Annotated in this window: 16 protein-coding genes; 7 read left to right on the top strand and 9 right to left on the bottom strand. The window is 59.3% G+C overall.

Annotation, left to right across the window (positions count from 1 at the left end; translation table 11 throughout):
• Positions 1-232: 232 nt before the first annotated feature.
• The 4 genes from ABTV22_RS24140 to ABTV22_RS24125 form a co-directional block, all read right to left on the bottom strand.
• On the bottom strand, positions 233-2,284 hold the full coding sequence (locus ABTV22_RS24140) for a putative bifunctional diguanylate cyclase/phosphodiesterase (RefSeq protein ID WP_433736926.1): 2,052 nt from the start codon (positions 2,282-2,284) through the stop codon (positions 233-235).
• A gap of 1,702 nt (positions 2,285-3,986) precedes the next feature.
• Complete coding sequence (locus tag ABTV22_RS24135) at positions 3,987-4,583, bottom strand: superoxide dismutase (RefSeq protein WP_008022038.1); 597 nt, start codon at positions 4,581-4,583, stop codon at positions 3,987-3,989.
• Positions 4,584-4,759: 176 nt separating this feature from the next.
• Positions 4,760-5,362, bottom strand: a complete 603-nt coding sequence (locus ABTV22_RS24130) for a LysE/ArgO family amino acid transporter (RefSeq protein ID WP_433736925.1) — start codon at positions 5,360-5,362, stop codon at positions 4,760-4,762.
• A 5-nt stretch (positions 5,363-5,367) separates the two neighbouring features.
• Positions 5,368-5,769 (bottom strand): ACT domain-containing protein, encoded by a 402-nt coding sequence (locus tag ABTV22_RS24125; protein WP_433736924.1) that lies wholly within the window; start codon positions 5,767-5,769, stop codon positions 5,368-5,370.
• 96 nt (positions 5,770-5,865) lie between these two features.
• On the opposite strand from ABTV22_RS24125, the gene ABTV22_RS24120 reads away from it, so the two are divergent.
• The 4 genes from ABTV22_RS24120 to ABTV22_RS24105 all read left to right on the top strand — a co-directional run bounded on the left by ABTV22_RS24120 (position 5,866) and on the right by ABTV22_RS24105 (position 9,725).
• Complete coding sequence (locus tag ABTV22_RS24120) at positions 5,866-6,759, top strand: LysR family transcriptional regulator ArgP (protein ID WP_433736923.1); 894 nt, start codon at positions 5,866-5,868, stop codon at positions 6,757-6,759.
• 55 nt (positions 6,760-6,814) lie between these two features.
• A complete protein-coding gene (locus tag ABTV22_RS24115; RefSeq protein ID WP_433736922.1) occupies positions 6,815-7,807 on the top strand; it encodes an NAD-dependent epimerase/dehydratase family protein in 993 nt (330 codons plus the stop codon).
• Between the two features lie 104 nt (positions 7,808-7,911).
• Entirely contained in the window at positions 7,912-8,784 is an 873-nt protein-coding gene (locus tag ABTV22_RS24110; RefSeq protein ID WP_433736921.1) for an ATPase, read from the top strand.
• A 92-nt stretch (positions 8,785-8,876) separates the two neighbouring features.
• A complete protein-coding gene (locus ABTV22_RS24105) occupies positions 8,877-9,725 on the top strand; it encodes a cache domain-containing protein (protein ID WP_433736920.1) in 849 nt (282 codons plus the stop codon).
• 107 nt (positions 9,726-9,832) lie between these two features.
• Here the strand turns inward: ABTV22_RS24105 and ABTV22_RS24100 are convergent, their stop codons facing one another.
• Together ABTV22_RS24100 and pobA are read right to left on the bottom strand one after the other, a co-directional pair.
• Positions 9,833-11,350: an MDR family MFS transporter gene (locus tag ABTV22_RS24100; protein WP_433736919.1), complete on the bottom strand. Its 1,518-nt coding sequence runs from the start codon at positions 11,348-11,350 to the stop codon at positions 9,833-9,835.
• A gap of 79 nt (positions 11,351-11,429) precedes the next feature.
• Entirely contained in the window at positions 11,430-12,614 is a 1,185-nt protein-coding gene (gene pobA / locus ABTV22_RS24095) for a 4-hydroxybenzoate 3-monooxygenase (protein ID WP_433741496.1), read from the bottom strand.
• 190 nt (positions 12,615-12,804) lie between these two features.
• On the opposite strand from pobA, the gene ABTV22_RS24090 reads away from it, so the two are divergent.
• A complete protein-coding gene (locus tag ABTV22_RS24090) occupies positions 12,805-13,701 on the top strand; it encodes a helix-turn-helix domain-containing protein (RefSeq protein ID WP_433736918.1) in 897 nt (298 codons plus the stop codon).
• A gap of 3 nt (positions 13,702-13,704) precedes the next feature.
• On the opposite strand, the gene ABTV22_RS24085 is transcribed toward ABTV22_RS24090, so the two are convergent.
• A complete protein-coding gene (locus ABTV22_RS24085) occupies positions 13,705-13,881 on the bottom strand; it encodes a hypothetical protein (RefSeq protein WP_433736917.1) in 177 nt (58 codons plus the stop codon).
• Between the two features lie 157 nt (positions 13,882-14,038).
• The gene (locus ABTV22_RS24080; protein WP_433736916.1) at positions 14,039-14,944 is read right to left on the bottom strand and encodes a LysR family transcriptional regulator; all 906 of its coding nucleotides are present in this window, start codon (positions 14,942-14,944) and stop codon (positions 14,039-14,041) included.
• Positions 14,945-15,176: 232 nt separating this feature from the next.
• On the opposite strand from ABTV22_RS24080, the gene ABTV22_RS24075 reads away from it, so the two are divergent.
• On the top strand, positions 15,177-16,058 hold the full coding sequence (locus ABTV22_RS24075) for an MBL fold metallo-hydrolase (protein ID WP_433736915.1): 882 nt from the start codon (positions 15,177-15,179) through the stop codon (positions 16,056-16,058).
• Positions 16,059-16,253: 195 nt separating this feature from the next.
• The gene (locus ABTV22_RS24070) at positions 16,254-16,868 is read left to right on the top strand and encodes an NAD(P)-dependent oxidoreductase (protein ID WP_433736914.1); all 615 of its coding nucleotides are present in this window, start codon (positions 16,254-16,256) and stop codon (positions 16,866-16,868) included.
• Between the two features lie 107 nt (positions 16,869-16,975).
• Here ABTV22_RS24070 and ABTV22_RS24065 read toward each other — a convergent pair whose 3' ends face one another.
• Positions 16,976-17,857: a LysR substrate-binding domain-containing protein gene (locus ABTV22_RS24065; protein ID WP_433736913.1), complete on the bottom strand. Its 882-nt coding sequence runs from the start codon at positions 17,855-17,857 to the stop codon at positions 16,976-16,978.
• Positions 17,858-17,869: the final 12 nt, after the last annotated feature.

Here is a 17,869-nt window from a genome sequence, read left to right as displayed (position 1 = left end):
AGAGGGGTGGTATGGCGCGACCGGCGCGCAAAACTGCGACATAATGCAAATCTTTCGCATTATGTGTAAAGAGTTGTTCTTGGAAATATTTCTTATTCACAGGGTGAATGCTTTGACTCTGTAGGAGCGAGCATGCTCGCGATGGACGTGAACGATGATGCCGGGCATCTGGAAAAATGCGTCGCCTTCACCTTCATCGCGAGCGTGCTCGCTCCTACAGGTAAATCGGGGTTTACCAGATAGCGGCGTTACTGCGCTGGGCCTGTTTTAAGTAAGCGCCCAATTCCCTGGCCGGCAGGGGTTTGCTGTAGTGATAACCCTGACCTTCGTGGCAGCCTTCAGAGATGATGTACGCCTCCTGCTCGGCGGTTTCCACGCCTTCGGCAATCACCTGCATGCCCAGGCTCTTGCCCAACTGGATGATGGCGCGAACGATGGTCGCGTCATCGTCGTCATCGAGCAGGTCCTGCACGAAGCTCTTATCGATCTTGATCTTGTCCAGCGGCAGGCTTTTCAGATAGCTCAATGACGAGTAGCCCGTACCGAAGTCGTCGATTGCGATCAACGCCCCGGAACGACGCAGGCTGAGCAGGTGTTGTGCGGCGGTGCTGATGTCTTCCATCAGGCCGGTCTCGGTGACCTCCAGCTCCAGGCTGCGCGGCGGCAGGCGATACATCTGCAGCAGGTTGTTGACCACCCTTGGCAGTTCGGCGTGGTGCAACTGCACGGTGGACAGGTTCACCGCCATGCGCAGGTCGCTGAAACCCTGGTCGTGCCAGTCGCGCAATTGCTTGCAGGCCTGGTCCAGCACCCATTCACCAATGGCGATGATGGTGCCGTTCTGCTCGGCCAGGGGGATGAACAGGTCCGGTGGTACCAGCCCATGTTCCGGGTGTTGCCAGCGAATCAATGCCTCGACGCCCACCACCCGATGATCGCGATAGCTGATTTGTGGTTGGTAGACCAGATAAAACTGCTCGCGGGCCAGGGCATCGCGCAGGTCTTTTTCCAGCTCGCGACGGCGGCGCATTTCGGTGTCAACGCTGGCGATATAGAACTGATAGCGGTTGCGCGAGCGAGTCTTGGCCAGGGTCATGGTCTGCTCGGCTTTTTGCAGCAGCTTTTCGGTGCTGTTGCCGTCTTCGGGGAACAGGGTGATGCCAATGGTGGCACGCAGGCGAATTTCCTGGTGGTCGAGGGCGAATGCCGCTTCCAGGTCATCGAGGATGCTTTGGGCCAGTTCGGCGGCTTCGTAGGGCTGTTCGATATCGGCCTGCACGAGCGCGAATTGGTCGCCACCAAGGCGAGCGAGGGCGCCCAGGCGTCCACTGTGTGCCCGCAGGCGATCGGCCAGGGCCAGCAGCAACTGGTCGCCCGTCTGGTAGCTGAACTGCTCGTTGATGCCCTTGAAGTCATCAAGACCGACACAGAGCACTGCAACGCGACGTTGCAGCTTGCCGGCATCTATCAGGATCTTGTCCAGTTGCGATTGCAGTTGCTGGCGGTTCGGCAAGCCCGTGAGGAAATCGTACTGGGCCATACGCAACAGGCTGTTTTCTGCTTCGTGACGCAGATGGGTGTTGCGCTCGATGGATTCCAGCAACTGGTTGGCGGTGTTGATCCAGATGCCCAGCTCGTTTTTCTCATGCCCCTTGAGCAGGGGGATTTTGTGCTCGCTGGGGCGATCCGGATTGATTTCGGTCAGGTGCTCGATGATCCGCGACAAGGGTTTGGTCAGTAGCCAGTGGTAGACCAGATACAACACCAGCCCCATGGCCAGGGCGCGTAACACGCCGGAAATGAAGATGATGACCGAACTGACGATAAAGCCTTGCCCGTAGGTTGCCGTGTCGAGGGTGATGCTCAAGTCACCGTAGTACTCGCTGTACGGGCCGCGTCCGACCAATTGGGTGGTGAACGTGCGCTCCTTGCCCAGGATCAGGTCGGTCAGCCAGCGGCTGTTGGACTGCTGCAAGTCGCGGGATTTTTGCGCGAGCATGGCTTCATTAGGGTGGCCGATGGACGCCTGGCGTACGGCGTCGTCCTGAAACAGGCCTTCGATCACCTGCATGCCCATTTCCCGGTCCAGGCTATAGACGGCCTGGGTCGAGGGGTCGCGGAACATGTCGAGGATGCGTTCGGCATCGTTGGCGACGGCCTGGCGTGTTTTATAGGCATCGAAAACGATCTGTGCGCAGCTCAAGACTACGCCGACGATCAATGCCGACAGGAGCACGACCCGGAGCAACTTCACCGACAAGCTGTTCTTGAGTTCCAGCTTCAAAGGGTTATTCCTTGTTCCGTGCGGGTAGCATCAAGTTGCCATGAGTATTGGCAATCCCGTGATGGCAGTCAAAGGGACAATCATCCATGGGGAATTTTGCCTGCAGCTTGGCCGATATGCTGCTGTCCGGGTAATTGTCCGATTAGCACTGTGTCGGTTGTCGAGTCCTTCAACTTGAGCCGGATATGGAGATATTTTCCTTGGGTTGATGTTAGACGGCTGTGGGGTTGGGGCAAGGGGTTGAGGGCTGGTTTCATCGTCGGACATTGGCCCCCTTTGTAGATTCGCGCGATCTTTTTGACCTTGGCGGCTTTAGGGCCGACCAGGTTGTTGGTTGTTTGGGTGTATATCCATTGCTGCGGTAACGGCGGCTGGCGGTTTCGCCCTTACGGCGACTCACTTTTTTGACAAACGCCTCAAAAAAGTAAGCAAAAAAACGCTCGCCCCGAACGTACGGCCCCTCGCCGAGGCTCGGGGTTCCTTCGCTCCGGCATTCATCCGGGGGCATCGCCCTCCGGTTGGCTTCGCTGGCACCTACATGCGATGGGTTCGACTGCGTCGAACGGCGCTGCGCGCCAATCCCCGGATAAACGCCTCCACTCAGCCTCCCGAAGGGGCGGGTGGATCAAGATCAAAAGCTGCAGGCGAGCTGACACTCGGCCTGTTGAGTGGTGAAGAGCGGGGGGGGGACACCCATGTGCTTTGTGCCTGTGCCTTGTGCTTTGTGCTTTTGTAGGAGCGAGGCTTGCCCGCGATGGCGGCCTGACAGCCGACCTGTTACTCACGGATGTACACAATCCAATGTAGGAGCTGCCGAAGGCTGCGATCTTTTGATCGTGCTTTGAAAGATCGCAGCCTCGTTGCACTCGACAGCTCCTACAGGTCCGCAGGTGGGCACATGCCGGTGTGTGAGTTTGCCGCGAGCGACCTGACCTTTGAGGTTGTACTCCATCCAAATGTAGGAGCTGCCGAAGGCTGCGATCTTTTGATCGTGCTTTGAAAGATCGCAGCCTCGTTGCACTCGACAGCTCCTACAGGTCCGCAGGTGGGCACATGCCGGTGTGTGAGTTTGCCGCGAGCGACCTGACCTTTGAGGTTGTACTCCATCCAAATGTAGGAGCTGCCGAAGGCTGCGATCTTTTGATCGTGCTTTGAAAGATCGCAGCCTCGTTGCACTCGACAGCTCCTACAGGTCCGCAGGTGGGCACATGCCGGTGTGTGAGTTTGCCGCGAGCGACCTGACCTTTGAGGTTGTACTCCATCCAAATGTAGGAGCTGCCGAAGGCTGCGATCTTTTGATCGTGCTTTGAAAGATCGCAGCCTCGTTGCACTCGACAGCTCCTACAGGTCCGCAGGTGGGCACATGCCGGTGTGTGAGTTTGCCGCGAGCGACCTGACCTTTGAGGTTGTACTCCATCCAAATGTAGGAGCTGCCGAAGGCTGCGATCTTTTGATTGTGCTTTGAAAGATCGCAGCCTCGTTGCACTCGACAGCTCCTACAGGTCCGCAGTTGGGCACATGCCGGTGTGTGAGTTTGCCGCGAGCGACCTGACCTTTGAGGTTGTACTCCATCCAAATGTAGGAGCTGCCGAAGGCTGCGATCTTTTGATCTTGCTTTAAAGGATCGCAGCCTTCGGCAGCTCTCACACACACCCATAAAAAAAACCCGGCCAAAGCCGGGTTTTTTGACTGGCATTCAAGCTTAAGCGGTGAAGGTTTTGCCTTCGAACTGCTCAGCCACGAATTTCCAGTTGACCAGGTTCCAGAACGCTTCGACGTACTTAGGACGCAGGTTGCGGTAGTCGATGTAGTAAGCGTGTTCCCAGACGTCGCAGGTCAGCAGCGGGGTGTCGCCGTTGGTCAGCGGGTTGCCGGCGCCGATGGTGCTGGCCAGGGCCAGGGAACCGTCAGCTTTTTTCACCAGCCAGCCCCAGCCGGAACCGAAGGTGCCGATGGAGGTCTTGCTGAACTCTTCCTTGAACTTGTCGAACGAACCGAAAGCAGCGTTGATCGCTTCAGCCAGTGCACCGGTAGGTTGACCGCCAGCGTTTGGCGCCAGGCAGTTCCAGTAGAAAGTGTGGTTCCAGACCTGAGCGGCGTTGTTGAAGATGCCGCCCGAGGAAGTCTTGACGATTTCTTCCAGGGTTTTGCCTTCGAACTCGGTGCCTGGCACCAGGTTGTTCAGGTTCACGACGTAGGTGTTGTGGTGCTTGTCGTGGTGGAATTCCAGAGTTTCCTTGGAAATGTGCGGCTGCAGTGCATCGTGTGCGTAAGGCAGTGGCGGCAATTCGAAAGCCATGGTGGATCTCCTAATCAGGTCAGGTGCGGTGAGCGCAAGGCCGATCACGGGCGGCCAGACTAGCGCCGGTGAGTTTGTACTCTTTGCGGCGCAGGTCTCGGATCATAGCACCGGGGGGGCGGCATAACCACGCAACAACTGTGTGGAATAGAGGTTCCAGAGCCGTTTGGAATAACTCAGCCAGCCATGATCAGTTGCAGCGCTACAGCGAACATCATCACCGCCACCAAAAGATCGAGGATTCGCCATGTGCTGGGGCGGGCCAGCCATGGCGCCAGCCAGGCGGCACCGAGTGCCAGGGTGAAAAACCACAATAAGGAAGCACTGGCCGCGCCGACCACATAAGCGCCGGGCTCGGTTTGTTGCGCACCGAGGGAGCCGATCAACAAGACAGTGTCCAGGTAAACGTGGGGGTTGAGCAGGGTCACGGCCAACGCACTGAGCATCACTGCCCGCAGCGAACGAACGGTCTGATTTTCACCCTGTTGCAGGCTTTGTTTTGAAAATGCCCTGCGCAGTGCCTGACTGCCGTACCAAATCAAAAATACCGCGCCGCCCCAGCGGGCGACCGCCAACAGGGTCGGATTCTGCGCCAGCACCGTAGCCAGGCCGAACACCCCGGCAGCCACCAGGATTGCATCGCAGGCCACGCAGAATGCCGCTACCGGCAAATGGTGTTCACGCCGAAGGCTCTGGGCCAGGACGAAAGCATTCTGGGTGCCGATCGCCATGATCAGTCCGAAAGCCACCAACAGGCCGTTCACATAACTTTGCCACATGGTGATTACTCCGCGTTGGCTGCGAGGTCGCGCAGCACTTGCATGGCACGTTCGGCGTCGGCCTGGCCGACGAACAAATGGTCGTGGTAGTAGCCGGCGATCACATTGCAACTGATGCCGGCCTTGCCCAATGCCGTGGCGAAAGCGGCGGTCAGGCCGACGGCTTCGAGGGCCGAGTGCACGTTCAAGGTGATCCAGGCCGCGACGTAATCGAAACTGAAACCCGCACGTTCGGCGCAAGAGCGTTCGAGAATGACCGTCAGGCCCTCCTGTTCGCGAAAGCTGCCGATGATGTCCAGTCCTGTGGGTAACTGCCCGTCGCGCAGGGTGCAGAACACGTAGTCGCCGGCGTTGAGTTGCGGGCTCATGCTGCGCAGCAGCGTTGCCAATGAAGTTTCGCCAGCCATGTCGGTGTTTCCTGTTCAAAAGTTCTTGCTGGCCATTTTCCGGCAGGACGCTGTATAAGAAAAACCAATAGTGCTGATCGCTCATTAGGAAAACTGATGTTCGACTATAAATTGCTTTCTGCCCTGGCCGCGGTGGTCGAGCAGGCGGGTTTTGAACGGGCCGCGCAGGTGCTGGGTTTGTCGCAGTCGGCCATCTCTCAGCGCATCAAGTTGCTCGAAGCACGTGTGGGCCAACCGGTTTTGGTGCGGGGCACACCGCCGTCGCCGACTGAGATCGGCCGGCGTCTGCTCAACCATGTGCAACAAGTGCGTCTGCTTGAGCGCGACTTGCAAGGACTGGTGCCTGCGCTGGACGAAGAAGGTTTGCCGGAACGCCTGCGTATCGCGCTGAACGCCGACAGCCTGGCGACCTGGTGGGCACAGGCCGTGGGCGACTTTTGCGCAGAGCAACATCTATTGATGGACTTGATTGTCGAAGACCAGACGGTCGGCCTCAAACGCATGCGCGCAGGGGAAGTGGCTGCTTGCCTGTGTGCCAGCGAACGACCGGTGGCCGGCGCGCGCAGCGTGTTGCTTGGGGCAATGCGCTACCGGGCGTTGGCCAGCCCGGCCTTCATCGCCCGACATTTTCCACAGGGTGTGCGGGCTGACCAATTGGCGCGCACCCCGGCGTTGGTCTTTGGTCCGGATGATTTTTTGCAGCATCGCTATTTGGCGTCACTGGGGGTCGATGGTGGATTCGAACACCACTTGTGCCCATCGTCCGAAGGTTTTATCCGTCTCACCGAAGCCGGCCTCGGCTGGGGGCTGGTGCCTGAACTGCAGGTTCGCGAGCAACTGGAACGCGGAACTTTACTGGAGCTGTTGCCAGATAAGCCGATCGACGTGCCGCTGTACTGGCATCATTGGCGCAATGGCGGCCAGTTACTGGGCTTGCTCACCGATCAATTGGCGCGTGCGTCGAAGCAATGGCTGGTGCCGTTGGGCTGACGGGCAGCGTCAAGACACGCAAGCAATACGCAAAACGAAATATTCGGAGCAATACATGAAAATTCTGGTCACCGGCGCAAGCGGCTTCATCGGCGGGCGCTTTGCGCGTTTCGCCCTGGAGCAGGGCCTGGACGTGCGGGTCAATGGTCGCCGGGCCGAGGGTGTGGAGCATCTGGTACGCCGTGGCGCCGAATTCGTCCAGGGCGACCTGAGCGATCCCGAACTCGCACACAAGCTGTGCTCCGACGTCGAGGCGGTGGTGCATTGCGCCGGTGCCGTCGGCCTGTGGGGGCGCTATCAGGATTTTCATCAAGGCAACGTCCAGGTCACCGAAAACGTGGTCGAGGCCTGCCTGAAACAGCGGGTTCGACGACTGGTACATCTGTCCTCGCCGTCGATCTACTTCGATGGCCGCGACCACTTGGGCTTGACTGAAGAACAGGTGCCCAAGCGCTTCAAGCATCCCTACGCCGCGACTAAATACCTGGCCGAGCAAAAGGTTTTCGGCGCCCAGGAATTCGGCCTGGAAACCATCGCGCTGCGCCCGCGTTTCGTGACCGGTGCCGGTGACACGAGCATTTTCCCGCGCCTGCTGAACATGCAACGCAAGGGACGCCTGGCCATCATCGGCAACGGTCTGAACAAGGCCGATTTCACCAGCGTGCAAAACCTCAATGAAGCCTTGCTCAGCAGTTTGCTGGCCACGGGGTCAGCCTTGGGCAAGGTGTACAACATCAGCAACGGAGCGCCGGTTCCGTTGTGGGACGTGGTCAATTACGTCATGCGCAATATGGAAGTCCCACAGGTTACGCGCTACCGTTCCTTCGGCTTGGCCTACACCGTCGCCGCGCTCAACGAAGGCGTGTGCAAGGTATGGCCGGGCCGCCCCGAACCGACCTTGTCGCGACTGGGCATGCAGGTCATGAACAAAAATTTCACCCTGGACATCAGCCGCGCCCGGCATTATCTGGATTACGACCCCAAGGTCAGCCTGTGGACCGCCCTCGATGAGTTCTGCGGTTGGTGGAAGGCCCAGGACATTCGCTGAACGGCCCCACACTGAACCGGCTCTGGAGTTGAGGGTCAATCGGTGCGGCGGTGAGCGTTATACTCGCTGCATCAAGCCATCACCGTTTCACAAAGGTTGATTCAATGTCCATGCGTAACGATGCCAACGACGACTTCGATGTACCGAGCCTGCGTGCCGACAGCCTCGACGACGATGATTTTGTGCCCACCACGCGTACCTCCGTGCATTCGCGCCCTGCGCCCGTAGTCAAGGTTAAAAGTGCGAGCACCGGGCCATTGTGGGCACTGGTGGGCGCGTTATTTTTTGCGTTCGCAGGCTTGGCCTGGTGGAGTTTCCAGCAGATTTCGCTGATGGAGCAGCAACTGGTGGCGACCCAGGAAAGCTTCGCGCGCATCAGTGAGGAAGCGGCGGGGCGCTTGCAGGACATTTCCGGCAAGGTCGTGGCCAGCCAGACCAACGTCACCAGCGACAGCGAAGCCTTGAAGCTGCAAATCCGGCAGTTGGAAAGCAAATTGCTGGATCAGGGCAAGCAGCAGCAAGGCGTGGCGGGTCAGGCTTCGGACTTGGACAAACGCTTGGCGCAGATGACCGCGCAAACCACTGAACTGGACAAGCGCCTCGCTCAGATCACCACTCAAGGCACCGAGCAGCAGAGCGTCAACACGCAATTGCAGGCCCAGGTCAAAGTCTTGATCAGCGACGTGGCGGCGTTGAAAGCTGCCCCTGCGGACACTGAGAAATTCGACGCCCAGCTCAAAAGCCTCGGTGCCGACATCAGCGCCTTGAAGAAGCAAGGCAATCCGAGCGCCGCCATCGATCGACTGGAGCAGGAGGTCGTGATCCTCAAGAGCCAGCAGGACAATCGCCCTACGCCGGCTCAAGGCGCGACCAACACCGCGGAGTTCGACGCTTTCCGCAGCCAGGTCACCCGCAATATCAACACCCTTCAAGCGCAGATCCAGAACCTGCAACAGCAACTGCGCGCAAGGCAGTAAAAGTCAGGGAATGCGCTCCTACAGGCTGAATGTCCTATAAGCCCCATTGCCGTCTACGCTCTTGGAACACCAACAAGAGCGGGGGATGAGCAATGGGTTTTCTGCATAAGTTAGCCTGGCTGGGCGGCATGCTTGTGTTGTGCCTGGGCCAGGTTCAGGCCGCCGGGACGGAAAAGGCTGACAGTCAGGCCGCCATCGCCTTGCTGGAAAAAGCCCTGGCCTACTATCACGACAATGGCGACAAGGCCTTCGCCGCGTTCAGCCGCCAGGGCGAGTTCGTCGACAAGGATCGCTATGTGTTTGTCGTCGATACCAAGGGTGTGATGCTTGCCAGCGGCGGGCCATCGGCAGCGTTGATCGGCCGGGATGTGTCGCAGGTGCTTGAGCCGGATTTGCAGAAAACCTTCAAGGACGCCCTGAGAGTGCCGGAGGGCAATGGCATTCAACAGGCGGAATACCGCTGGCAGAACCGGGCCGATGGCAAGGTTGAGCGCAAGCACGTGTACTACCAGCGCGTCGGCCAGCGGATTCTCGCGGTTGGCTACTACCTGCCACGGGCGTCGGCGGAACAGGCCATGGCCTTGCTCAATAAAGCGGCCACCGACCTGGCCAAAGACGAGAAGGGCACCTTGACGGCAATCAACACCCTCAAGGGGGGCTATCTACAGGACGATTTGTACGTGTTCGTCGTCGATCTCGACACCCAACGTTTTATTGCCCACGGCACCAACCTGCGCTTGATCAACACCGATTTCGGCAAGCTCAAGGACCCGGAAGGCAAACCGGTGGGCGAGCCGATGCTGGCGCTGATGAGCAAGCAGGATTATGGCGAGTACGAATACCGCTGGAAGAACCCGGTGACCTTGAAGGTCGAGGACAAGCATGCCTACCTGAAGAAGGTCGGGCATTTCATGGTGGCGGTGGGGTATTACAGCCCTTGAGCTTGTGGTGTTTGGGCTGATGCCATCGCGGGCAAGCCTCGCTCCTACGGGACCTTATCGTGCCCGTAGGAGCGAGGCTTGCCCGCGATGCAGGCGACTCGGTCTGACTACCGAACCTTGTCTTCGCGCCCGCGCAACAACATGTTCGGCATGGCAATCGCCGCCGCCAGCCCCAACAGCGAAACCCCCGCGCTGACCATCAGCAAGTGCCGGAAGGTCAGCAGCAGTTCAGCGCGCAAGGCGTCCTGTGCATTTCCCGGGGCGGCATTCAAGCCGTCGAGCAAGACATTGCCCGAATGCCCCTCGTTGATCAGCGACGAACCGGCCAGGTGCGCGAAGCTCGAATCCTGCAACAGCGCCAGCAGCAATGCGGACATCAACGCCACGCCCACCGCACCGCCCAGCGAACGAAACAGGTTGGTGGTGCTGGTAGCGACCCCAATGTCCCGTTGTTCCACGGAATTCTGAGTGCCTACCAGCGAAGTCGGAAATTGCATGCCCGAGGCGATTCCGCTGAACAGCATGAACAGACTGCTCAACACAAAGGCCTGGGGCGGGCTGAAGGCCATGCCGAGGATCGAGATCGGCATCAGGATCGCACCGGTGAGAATCTGCGGTTTGTAGCGCCCGGTCACCGAGGTGCGGCGCCCGGCAAAATAGGCCCCAATCGGCAAGCCCATGGCCAACGGCAGCAGATGCAACGCGGCGCTGTCGGCCCCGGCGCCGGTCACGCTCTGGAAGCGCAGCGGCATCAGCACGATCAGCGAAATGGCCTGGAAACTGGTGAAGAAAATCGTGCACCAGCACAGCAGGGCATTGCGGTTGGCGAACAGGTGCATCGGCAGCAACGGCTCCGGTGCACGTCGCTCATGCCAGACAAATACCGCCAGTACCAGCAGGGCACATGCAAACAGACCGAGCACTTCGCTGCTGCGCCATGAATGCCCTTGGCCGACCTGAGTAATACCGAGCAACAGCGCGGTCAGGCCGATAATCATCAGCAGCGTGCCGAGGTAATCGATGACCGGCTTGCGCTGCGGAATGGGTAGCCCCACCAGATTACGCCGGGCTACCCACCAGGCACCGAGGCCCAGGGGCAGGTTGATCAGGAACACCCAGCGCCAGGACAGGTATTCGGTCATGTAGCCGCCGAGCACGGGACCGGCCACGCTGGCCACCGCGTACATGCTGCTGAAATACCCCTGGTAGCGACCCCGTTCGCGCGGCGGCACGATGTCGCCGATGATCGCCTGACTGACCGAAATCATCCCGCCGGCGCCGATGCCCTGGAGAATCCGCGCCAGCACCAGTTGTTCCATGCTCTGGGCCATGCCGCAGAACAACGACGCCAGGGTGAACAGGCCCATGCCGAACAGCATCAGCTTGCGCCGCCCGTACAGATCACCCAGTTTGCCGTAGATCGGCACCGCCACCGTCATGGCCACCATGTAACCGGAAATCACCCAGGCCAGCAGGCTGACGTCCTTGAATTGCGCGGAAATGGCCGGCATCGACACGGCGACGATGGTCTGGTCCAGGGCGCCGAGAAAAATCGCCATCATCAGGGCGACCAGTACGCTGCGAATGGCCGGTTTGGACGTTTCAGGTTGGTTGAGATTGGTCACGGGAGAACCTGCGGGCAGTGAAGGTCCCGCACGGGGTAAAGGCGAGCGGGGATGCTCGCCAGTGTAAGTCGGTAGGAAGCTATTCGATAGCCTCATAAGGAAGCCCGACGTAATTTTCTGCGATGGTTTTTCGACCGGCCTCCGAGTCGACGAAGTACGCGAGCTCCGACTCGGCGATGCGCTGGCTGAAGGCATCATGCTCGTCGAAACGGTGCAGCATCGAGGTCATCCACCAGGAAAACCGTTCGGCTTTCCACACCCGTCGCAGGCAGATTTCCGAGTATTTCCCCAATAAGTCGACACGGCCTTCGCGGTAGACCTTCAGCAGAATGTTGAACAAGGTACTGACGTCGCTGGCCGCCAGGTTCAAGCCTTTGGCGCCGGTGGGTGGGACAATGTGCGCGGCGTCACCGACCAGGAACATCCGTCCATACTGCATCGGTTCAACCACGAAGCTGCGCAGTGGCGCGATGCTTTTTTCGATGGACGGCCCGGTCACCAGGTTGTCGGCCAGCGCCTGCGGCAGTCGGGTCTTGAGTTCGTCCCAGAAGCGTTGATCGGACCAGTCCTGGACCTGTTCATCGGCCGGGACTTGCAGGTAATACCGGGTACGGGTCGCCGAGCGCATGCTGCACAGGGCAAAGCCTCGTTCGTGGCGGGCATAGACCAACTCGTCGTGGACCGGCGGGGTGTTGGCCAGAATCCCCAGCCAGCCAAACGGATAGACCCGTTCGAACACCTTCAGGCACTCGGCGGGAATCGATTGTCGTGCCACGCCATGGAAACCGTCGCAGCCGGCGATGTAATCGCAATCGAGGCGATACTGCTCGCCGTCCTTCTCGAACGTGACGAAGGGTTCGTCGGTTTTCATGCCATGGGGCACCACGTTGCTGGCCTGGTAAATCGTCTGCGCGCCGACCTCCCGACGAGCGGCCATCAGGTCACGGGTGACCTCAGTCTGACCGTAGACCATCACCGTTTTACCGCCGGTGAGGGTGTGCAGATCGATGTGCACCTGCCGCCCGTCGAGGGCCAGTTCGAAGCCGTCATGGACCAACCCTTCGGCGTCCATGCGTTGACCCACCCCGGCTTGGCGCAACAGCACTACCATGCCTTGTTCGAGGACACCGGCCCGGATGCGCCCGAGGACATAATCCGGTGTCTGGCGTTCGAGAATCAGGGTGTCGATACCGGCGTTGTGCAGCAATTGACCGAGCAGAAGGCCGGAGGGACCGGCACCGATGATAGCAATTTGGGTTTTCAGCATTTTCATTGTTGTTATGACTCGCAAGCTCCACGCGACCAGAGTCGGTGAATGATTTTTATGGATCGAGTGCTTGCATTTTTCCCTCGCGGGTCTGTCAATTGAAGGTGAAAACTGAGCCGATACCTGTACATTTTGCCAATTGGTGCGATTATCGCCCTTCATCTTTTCCGAGGCCTGGATTGAAGTGATGAACAAGCCTGACCTGCCTTCGATTCCAGTGTTCAAGCTCTACGGTGAAAGCCTGGATTGGCCAACCCCGGACTTGCTGCACTGTGAAACCATTTCCAAACGCAGCCGCGAACATCAATGGGAAATCAAACCCCACCGTCATGCCGATTTATGCCAGTTGCTCTTCGTTTTCAAAGGTCAGGCAGAGCTTGAAATCGAAGGCAAACGTACGCAACTGAACGAACCGGCGATCCTGGTCATGCCACCGCTGTCGGTGCATGGCTATCGTTTTTCCGAAGACGTCGAAGGATTTGTCGTGACCCTGGCCGCGCCATTGGTCGCCCATCTGCAGGCGCAACTGGGGAATTCGGTGAATGCCCTGGCCCAGGCTGAAAGTTACCCGGCTGGCAAGGACAGCGAGTACCTCAACAGCCTGTTTGCGGCCCTGCAAACCGAATACACCGGTCACCAGCCAGCGCGGGAAATGCTCATGCATTCGCTGGTCAGCGTGATCATGGTGTGGGTCAGCCGCCAGGTGATCCAGCGCCACTCGGCCAGCCAACGACCGCAGCGGGCCCGGGAATACCTCAACGGTTTCATTCAACTGGTGGAAGAGACCTATCGCCAGCACGTCAAGGTCGAAGACCTGGCCCATCGACTGGGCATTTCCGTGTCCCACCTCAATGGCACCTGCCGAGAGCTGGCAGGGCAGCCGGCGTTGCAGATCATGCATGAACGGCAGTTGTTGGAGGCCAAGCGTTTGCTGACGTACACCAGCATGACCATTTATGAAATGTCGGATGTGTTGGGTTTCTCTGACCCGACCAACTTCACGCGCCTGTTCCGACGCCGGGTGGGGATTTCGCCCAAGGCCTTTCGCGATCGCCTGAAGGCCGATCAGGACAAGCAGACCTGATCGTCAGCGCAGGGCGTTGAGGGTCGCGTTGTGGGGAATGCAGCGCTCGAAATTGCAGCTGGCGTATTCACGGGGCAGGTTACGCAACTGCTCCACGCGCCAAGCCGCTGCGCCATACAAGCCAAGCGTGACCGCGCAGGTGATGAAAATGGCGAGGTACCTTTTTGTTTTGGTGTTCATGGCATGGACCTCTGAACGAATACCCTTAGGTATTACTTTGAGCATAGGTCAGCGGGGGGGAGTTGCGTAGGAGCTGCCGAAGGCTGCGATCTTTTGATTTTGTTTTTCAATGGCATTGAGAAGACCAAGATCAAAAGATCGCAGCCTTCGGCAGCTCCTACAGGCCGATATCCCACGCGGGTTTCTCGGGAAATCTCTGCACCAGAAAATCCAGCACACTGCGCAATGCCGCCGGCATGTGCTTGCGTGAGGCATACACCGCGTACACGTTCATCTGCCGGGGCTCTGCCCGGGGCAGCAGGCGCACCAGTTCGCCGCTGTGGATGTGCGCCCCGGCCTGATAAGTGGGCAGCATCGCCACCCCGGCGCCGGCCATCGCCGCGCGCAGCAACGTGCTGGCTTCGTTGGCGCTGATGTTGCCCTGCACCGGCACTGAAACCTGCTCGCCGTCCTGTTCGAAATGCCAGAGGCTTTTGCCGAAGTAGGAGTGGGTCAGGCAGTTGTGCTGGCTCAGGTCCTCGACCCGCTGCGGCGTCGGATGCTCACGCAGGTAAGCGGGGGAGGCGCAGATCACCGAACGGCAAACGGTTAGCCTGCGTGCGATGAGGTTGGGGTCCAGGTCGCTGCTGGTACGAATCGCCAGGTCGATACGTTCGTCCACCAGATTCACCGTGCGGTCGAGCATCTGCAGGTCGATGCTGACGCCGGGGTAGCGTTTGACGTACGCCGCCATGGCATCGGCCAGTTGCGCCTGGCCGAAGGACGTACTGACGCTGATCCGCAACAGGCCGCGCGGCGCCTCGTCCGGCTCGCTGACGGCGGCTTTCATATCGGTGCTCAAGTCGAGCATCTGTCGACAACGGGGCAACACCTCGCTACCGGCGGCGGTCAGGCTCAATTTGCGGGTAGTGCGGTGCATCAGGCGCGCGCCGACCCAGTCCTCCAGTTCCGCCAGATACCGGGACACCACCGGTCGAGACAGTTCCAGATGATCGGCGGCGGCCGATTGGCTGCCTAGATCAACCACCGTGACGAACACTCGCATTGCTTGTAGACGGTCCATGATTTGCCCGATTTCAGAAACAAACTATGGTCAATAATCGCATTTTTTGTACTGAGTCAGGCAACTAAGCTCTGCTCCCATGTACCTCTGCCCCCCTGTAGGAGCGAGCCTGCTCGCGATGGTCGTCAACGATGACGCGTGCTTGCTGGTTAAACGCGTTGCCCTTGCGATCATCGCGAGCTTGCTCGCTCCTACAGGAGGCGGGTTTTCCATTCTGATATCGGTGTGAACAATGATCGGCTTTACCTCTCTCAAACGCGTTTTTTTGGCCACCGCCCTCGGCTTTGCTGCCCACGCCAATGCATCGACGCTTACGCTGGACGTCTACAACCCCGGCGACAAAGCGATTTTTCCGGTGACCTCGGTATTGGTCAGCGGTGAGAAGGACGCCATCCTGGTGGACGCGCAGTTCGGCAAATCCCAGGCCGAACAGGTGGTGGAAAAGATCCGCGCCAGCGGCAAGCAACTGACCACCATCTACATCAGTCACGGCGACCCGGATTACTACTTCGGCCTCGACACCCTGACCGCCGCATTCCCCAAGGCCAAAGTGCTCGCCTCGCAGCCGACCGTGGATCACATCAAACACACCGTCGATGGTAAACGTGCGTTCTGGGGGCCGAAGTTGGGGGCCGACGCGCCGGGCAAAACCATCGTGCCGGAGGTGCTCAAGGGCGACAGCCTGATGCTTGAAGGGCAGAAGTTGCAGGTGGTCGGTCTCAAGGGCAAGCAGCCTGATCGCAGCTTTGTCTGGATTCCGTCGATCAAAGCTGTAGTCGGTGGTGTGGTCGTGGCCGAAAACATCCACGTGTGGATGGCCGATACCCAAACCCCGCAGTCCCATGCCGATTGGTTGGCTACGCTGCATTCGATTGAAACCCTGAAACCTAACACCGTCGTGCCAGGTCACTACCTCGGTGAGAGCGCCCGATCCCTGGCTGCTGTGCAGTTCACTGCCGACTACATCAAGGCCTTCGACGAAGAAACCGCAAAGGCTAAGGACTCTGCCGCGCTGATCGCCGCCATGAAAAAACGCTACCCGACCCTGGGCGAAGAAAGCTCGCTGGAGCTGAGCGCCAAAGTCGCCAAGGGCGAGATGAAGTGGGGCGAGTGATTTTCTGTTGTCTCAGGATTACCTGTGGCGAGGGGATTTATCCCCGTTGGGTGGCGCAGCCACCCCCGAACATTTCAGAAGATCTGCGATGCCTGATTTGCGACTGCTTCGCAGCCGAACGGGGATAAATCCCCTCGCCACAAAAAGCAATTGCGCAGCAATTGATACGCACATTTAAGCCAACTGGAGAACGTCATGAGCAAAATCGTAATCATCGGTGCCACCGGCCGTGCCGGTAGCCAACTGCTGGAAGAAGCCCTGCGTCGCGGTCACAGCGTCACCGCCATCGCCCGCGATCCTTCGAAAATCGGACAGCGTGAAGGCGTCGTCAGCAAGGCTGTCGACGCTCTGGATGCTGCCGCGCTGCGAGCGGCAATCTCCGGGCACGACGTGGTGATCAGCGCGGCGCATTTCGCGACGCTGCCAGCCAGCGCCGTGATCGGGCCGGTGAAGCAGGCCGGGGTCAAACGCTTGCTGGTGGTGGGCGGTGCCGGTTCGCTGTTGTTGCCGGACAGCACGCGGGTGATCGACAGCCAGGGCTTTCCAGAGGCGTACAAGGCCGAGGCCAGCGCCGGTGCCTTGTTCCTGGAAAACCTGCGTCAGGAAAAAGAGTTGGACTGGACCTTCTTGTCGCCGTCGGCAGAGTTTGTCGAAGGCGAGCGCACCGGCGCGTTCCGGATCGGCCAGGATGATTTGCTGGTGAGCAGTGAAGGGCGCAGTTGGATCACGTTCGCCGATTATGCGATTGCAATGTTGGATGAAGTGGAATCGCCGAAGCATTCAAAACAACGGTTCACAGTCGGCTACTGACACGACATAGCCCCCATGTAGGAGCTGCCGCAGGCTGCGATCTTTTGATTTTTAAAAAACAAGATCAAAAGATCGCAGCCTGCGGCAGCTCCTACAGTGATGAGGTGTCAGCGCGATTGCGCCTGCTCCACCAACCACCCCATCAACTCGCGCAACTTCGGCGAAGGTGCGGGTTTTTCCGGGAAAACCAGGTAATACGCCAGCCCGGTTTTTACCTTCAGTTCGAAGGGCATGACCAGCCGTCCGGCATTCAGGTCATCGCCAATCAGCGACCAGTCGCCAATCGCCACACCAGTGCCCTGGGACGCCATCGACATCGCCAAGTCCAGGGTTTCGAAATGCTGGCCCTTGCTGATATTGGTCAAATGCACATTCGCTGCTTTCAGCCAGGCCTTCCAGTCCCGTTCATCGCGGGTGGGGTGCAACAACAAGTGTTGTTGCAGATCAGCCGGCGTCTGCAAGGCCAGAGACCCTTCGAGCATGGGGCGTGAACAGACGGGCGTCAGTTGTTCATCGAACAGCAGGCAAGACTCAAGGGAGGCGTCCGGCGGCGTCCCGTACATCACCGCCGCGTCGAATTGCTCGCGGTGAAAGTCCACGCCGTGCTTGACCGTGGTAGTCAGTTCCACCGGTACGTCCGGCCGCTCCTTTTGCCATTGCAGCAAACGCGGCAGCAGCCAGCGCATCACACAGGTCGGCGCCTTGAGTTGCAGGGTTTCGCGCTTCTCGCCGATCTGATCCACCGCCTCGTCGATCAGGCCGAAAATCTGCTGGACCCGTGGCAGCCACTCCCGGCCCTCGGCGGTCAGGTCCAGGCCTCGGGCCAGACGAACGAACAATTCATAACCGAGAAAATCTTCCAGCCCGGCGATCTGTCGGCTGACCGCGCCCTGGGTGATGTGCAGTTGCTCGGCGGCCCGGGTGAAATTGCAGCACTGCGCGGTAATCAGAAAGGTGTGCAGCGCCGGCAGAGGAGGCAGTCGTTTCATTGGGATCCAAGG

The organism is Pseudomonas putida, from assembly GCF_050990305.1.
Lineage (GTDB): Bacteria > Pseudomonadota > Gammaproteobacteria > Pseudomonadales > Pseudomonadaceae > Aquipseudomonas > Aquipseudomonas putida_AH.
The sequence above is the reverse complement of the archived record's forward strand: the minus strand, read 5'-3'. Positions and strand labels throughout refer to the sequence as shown.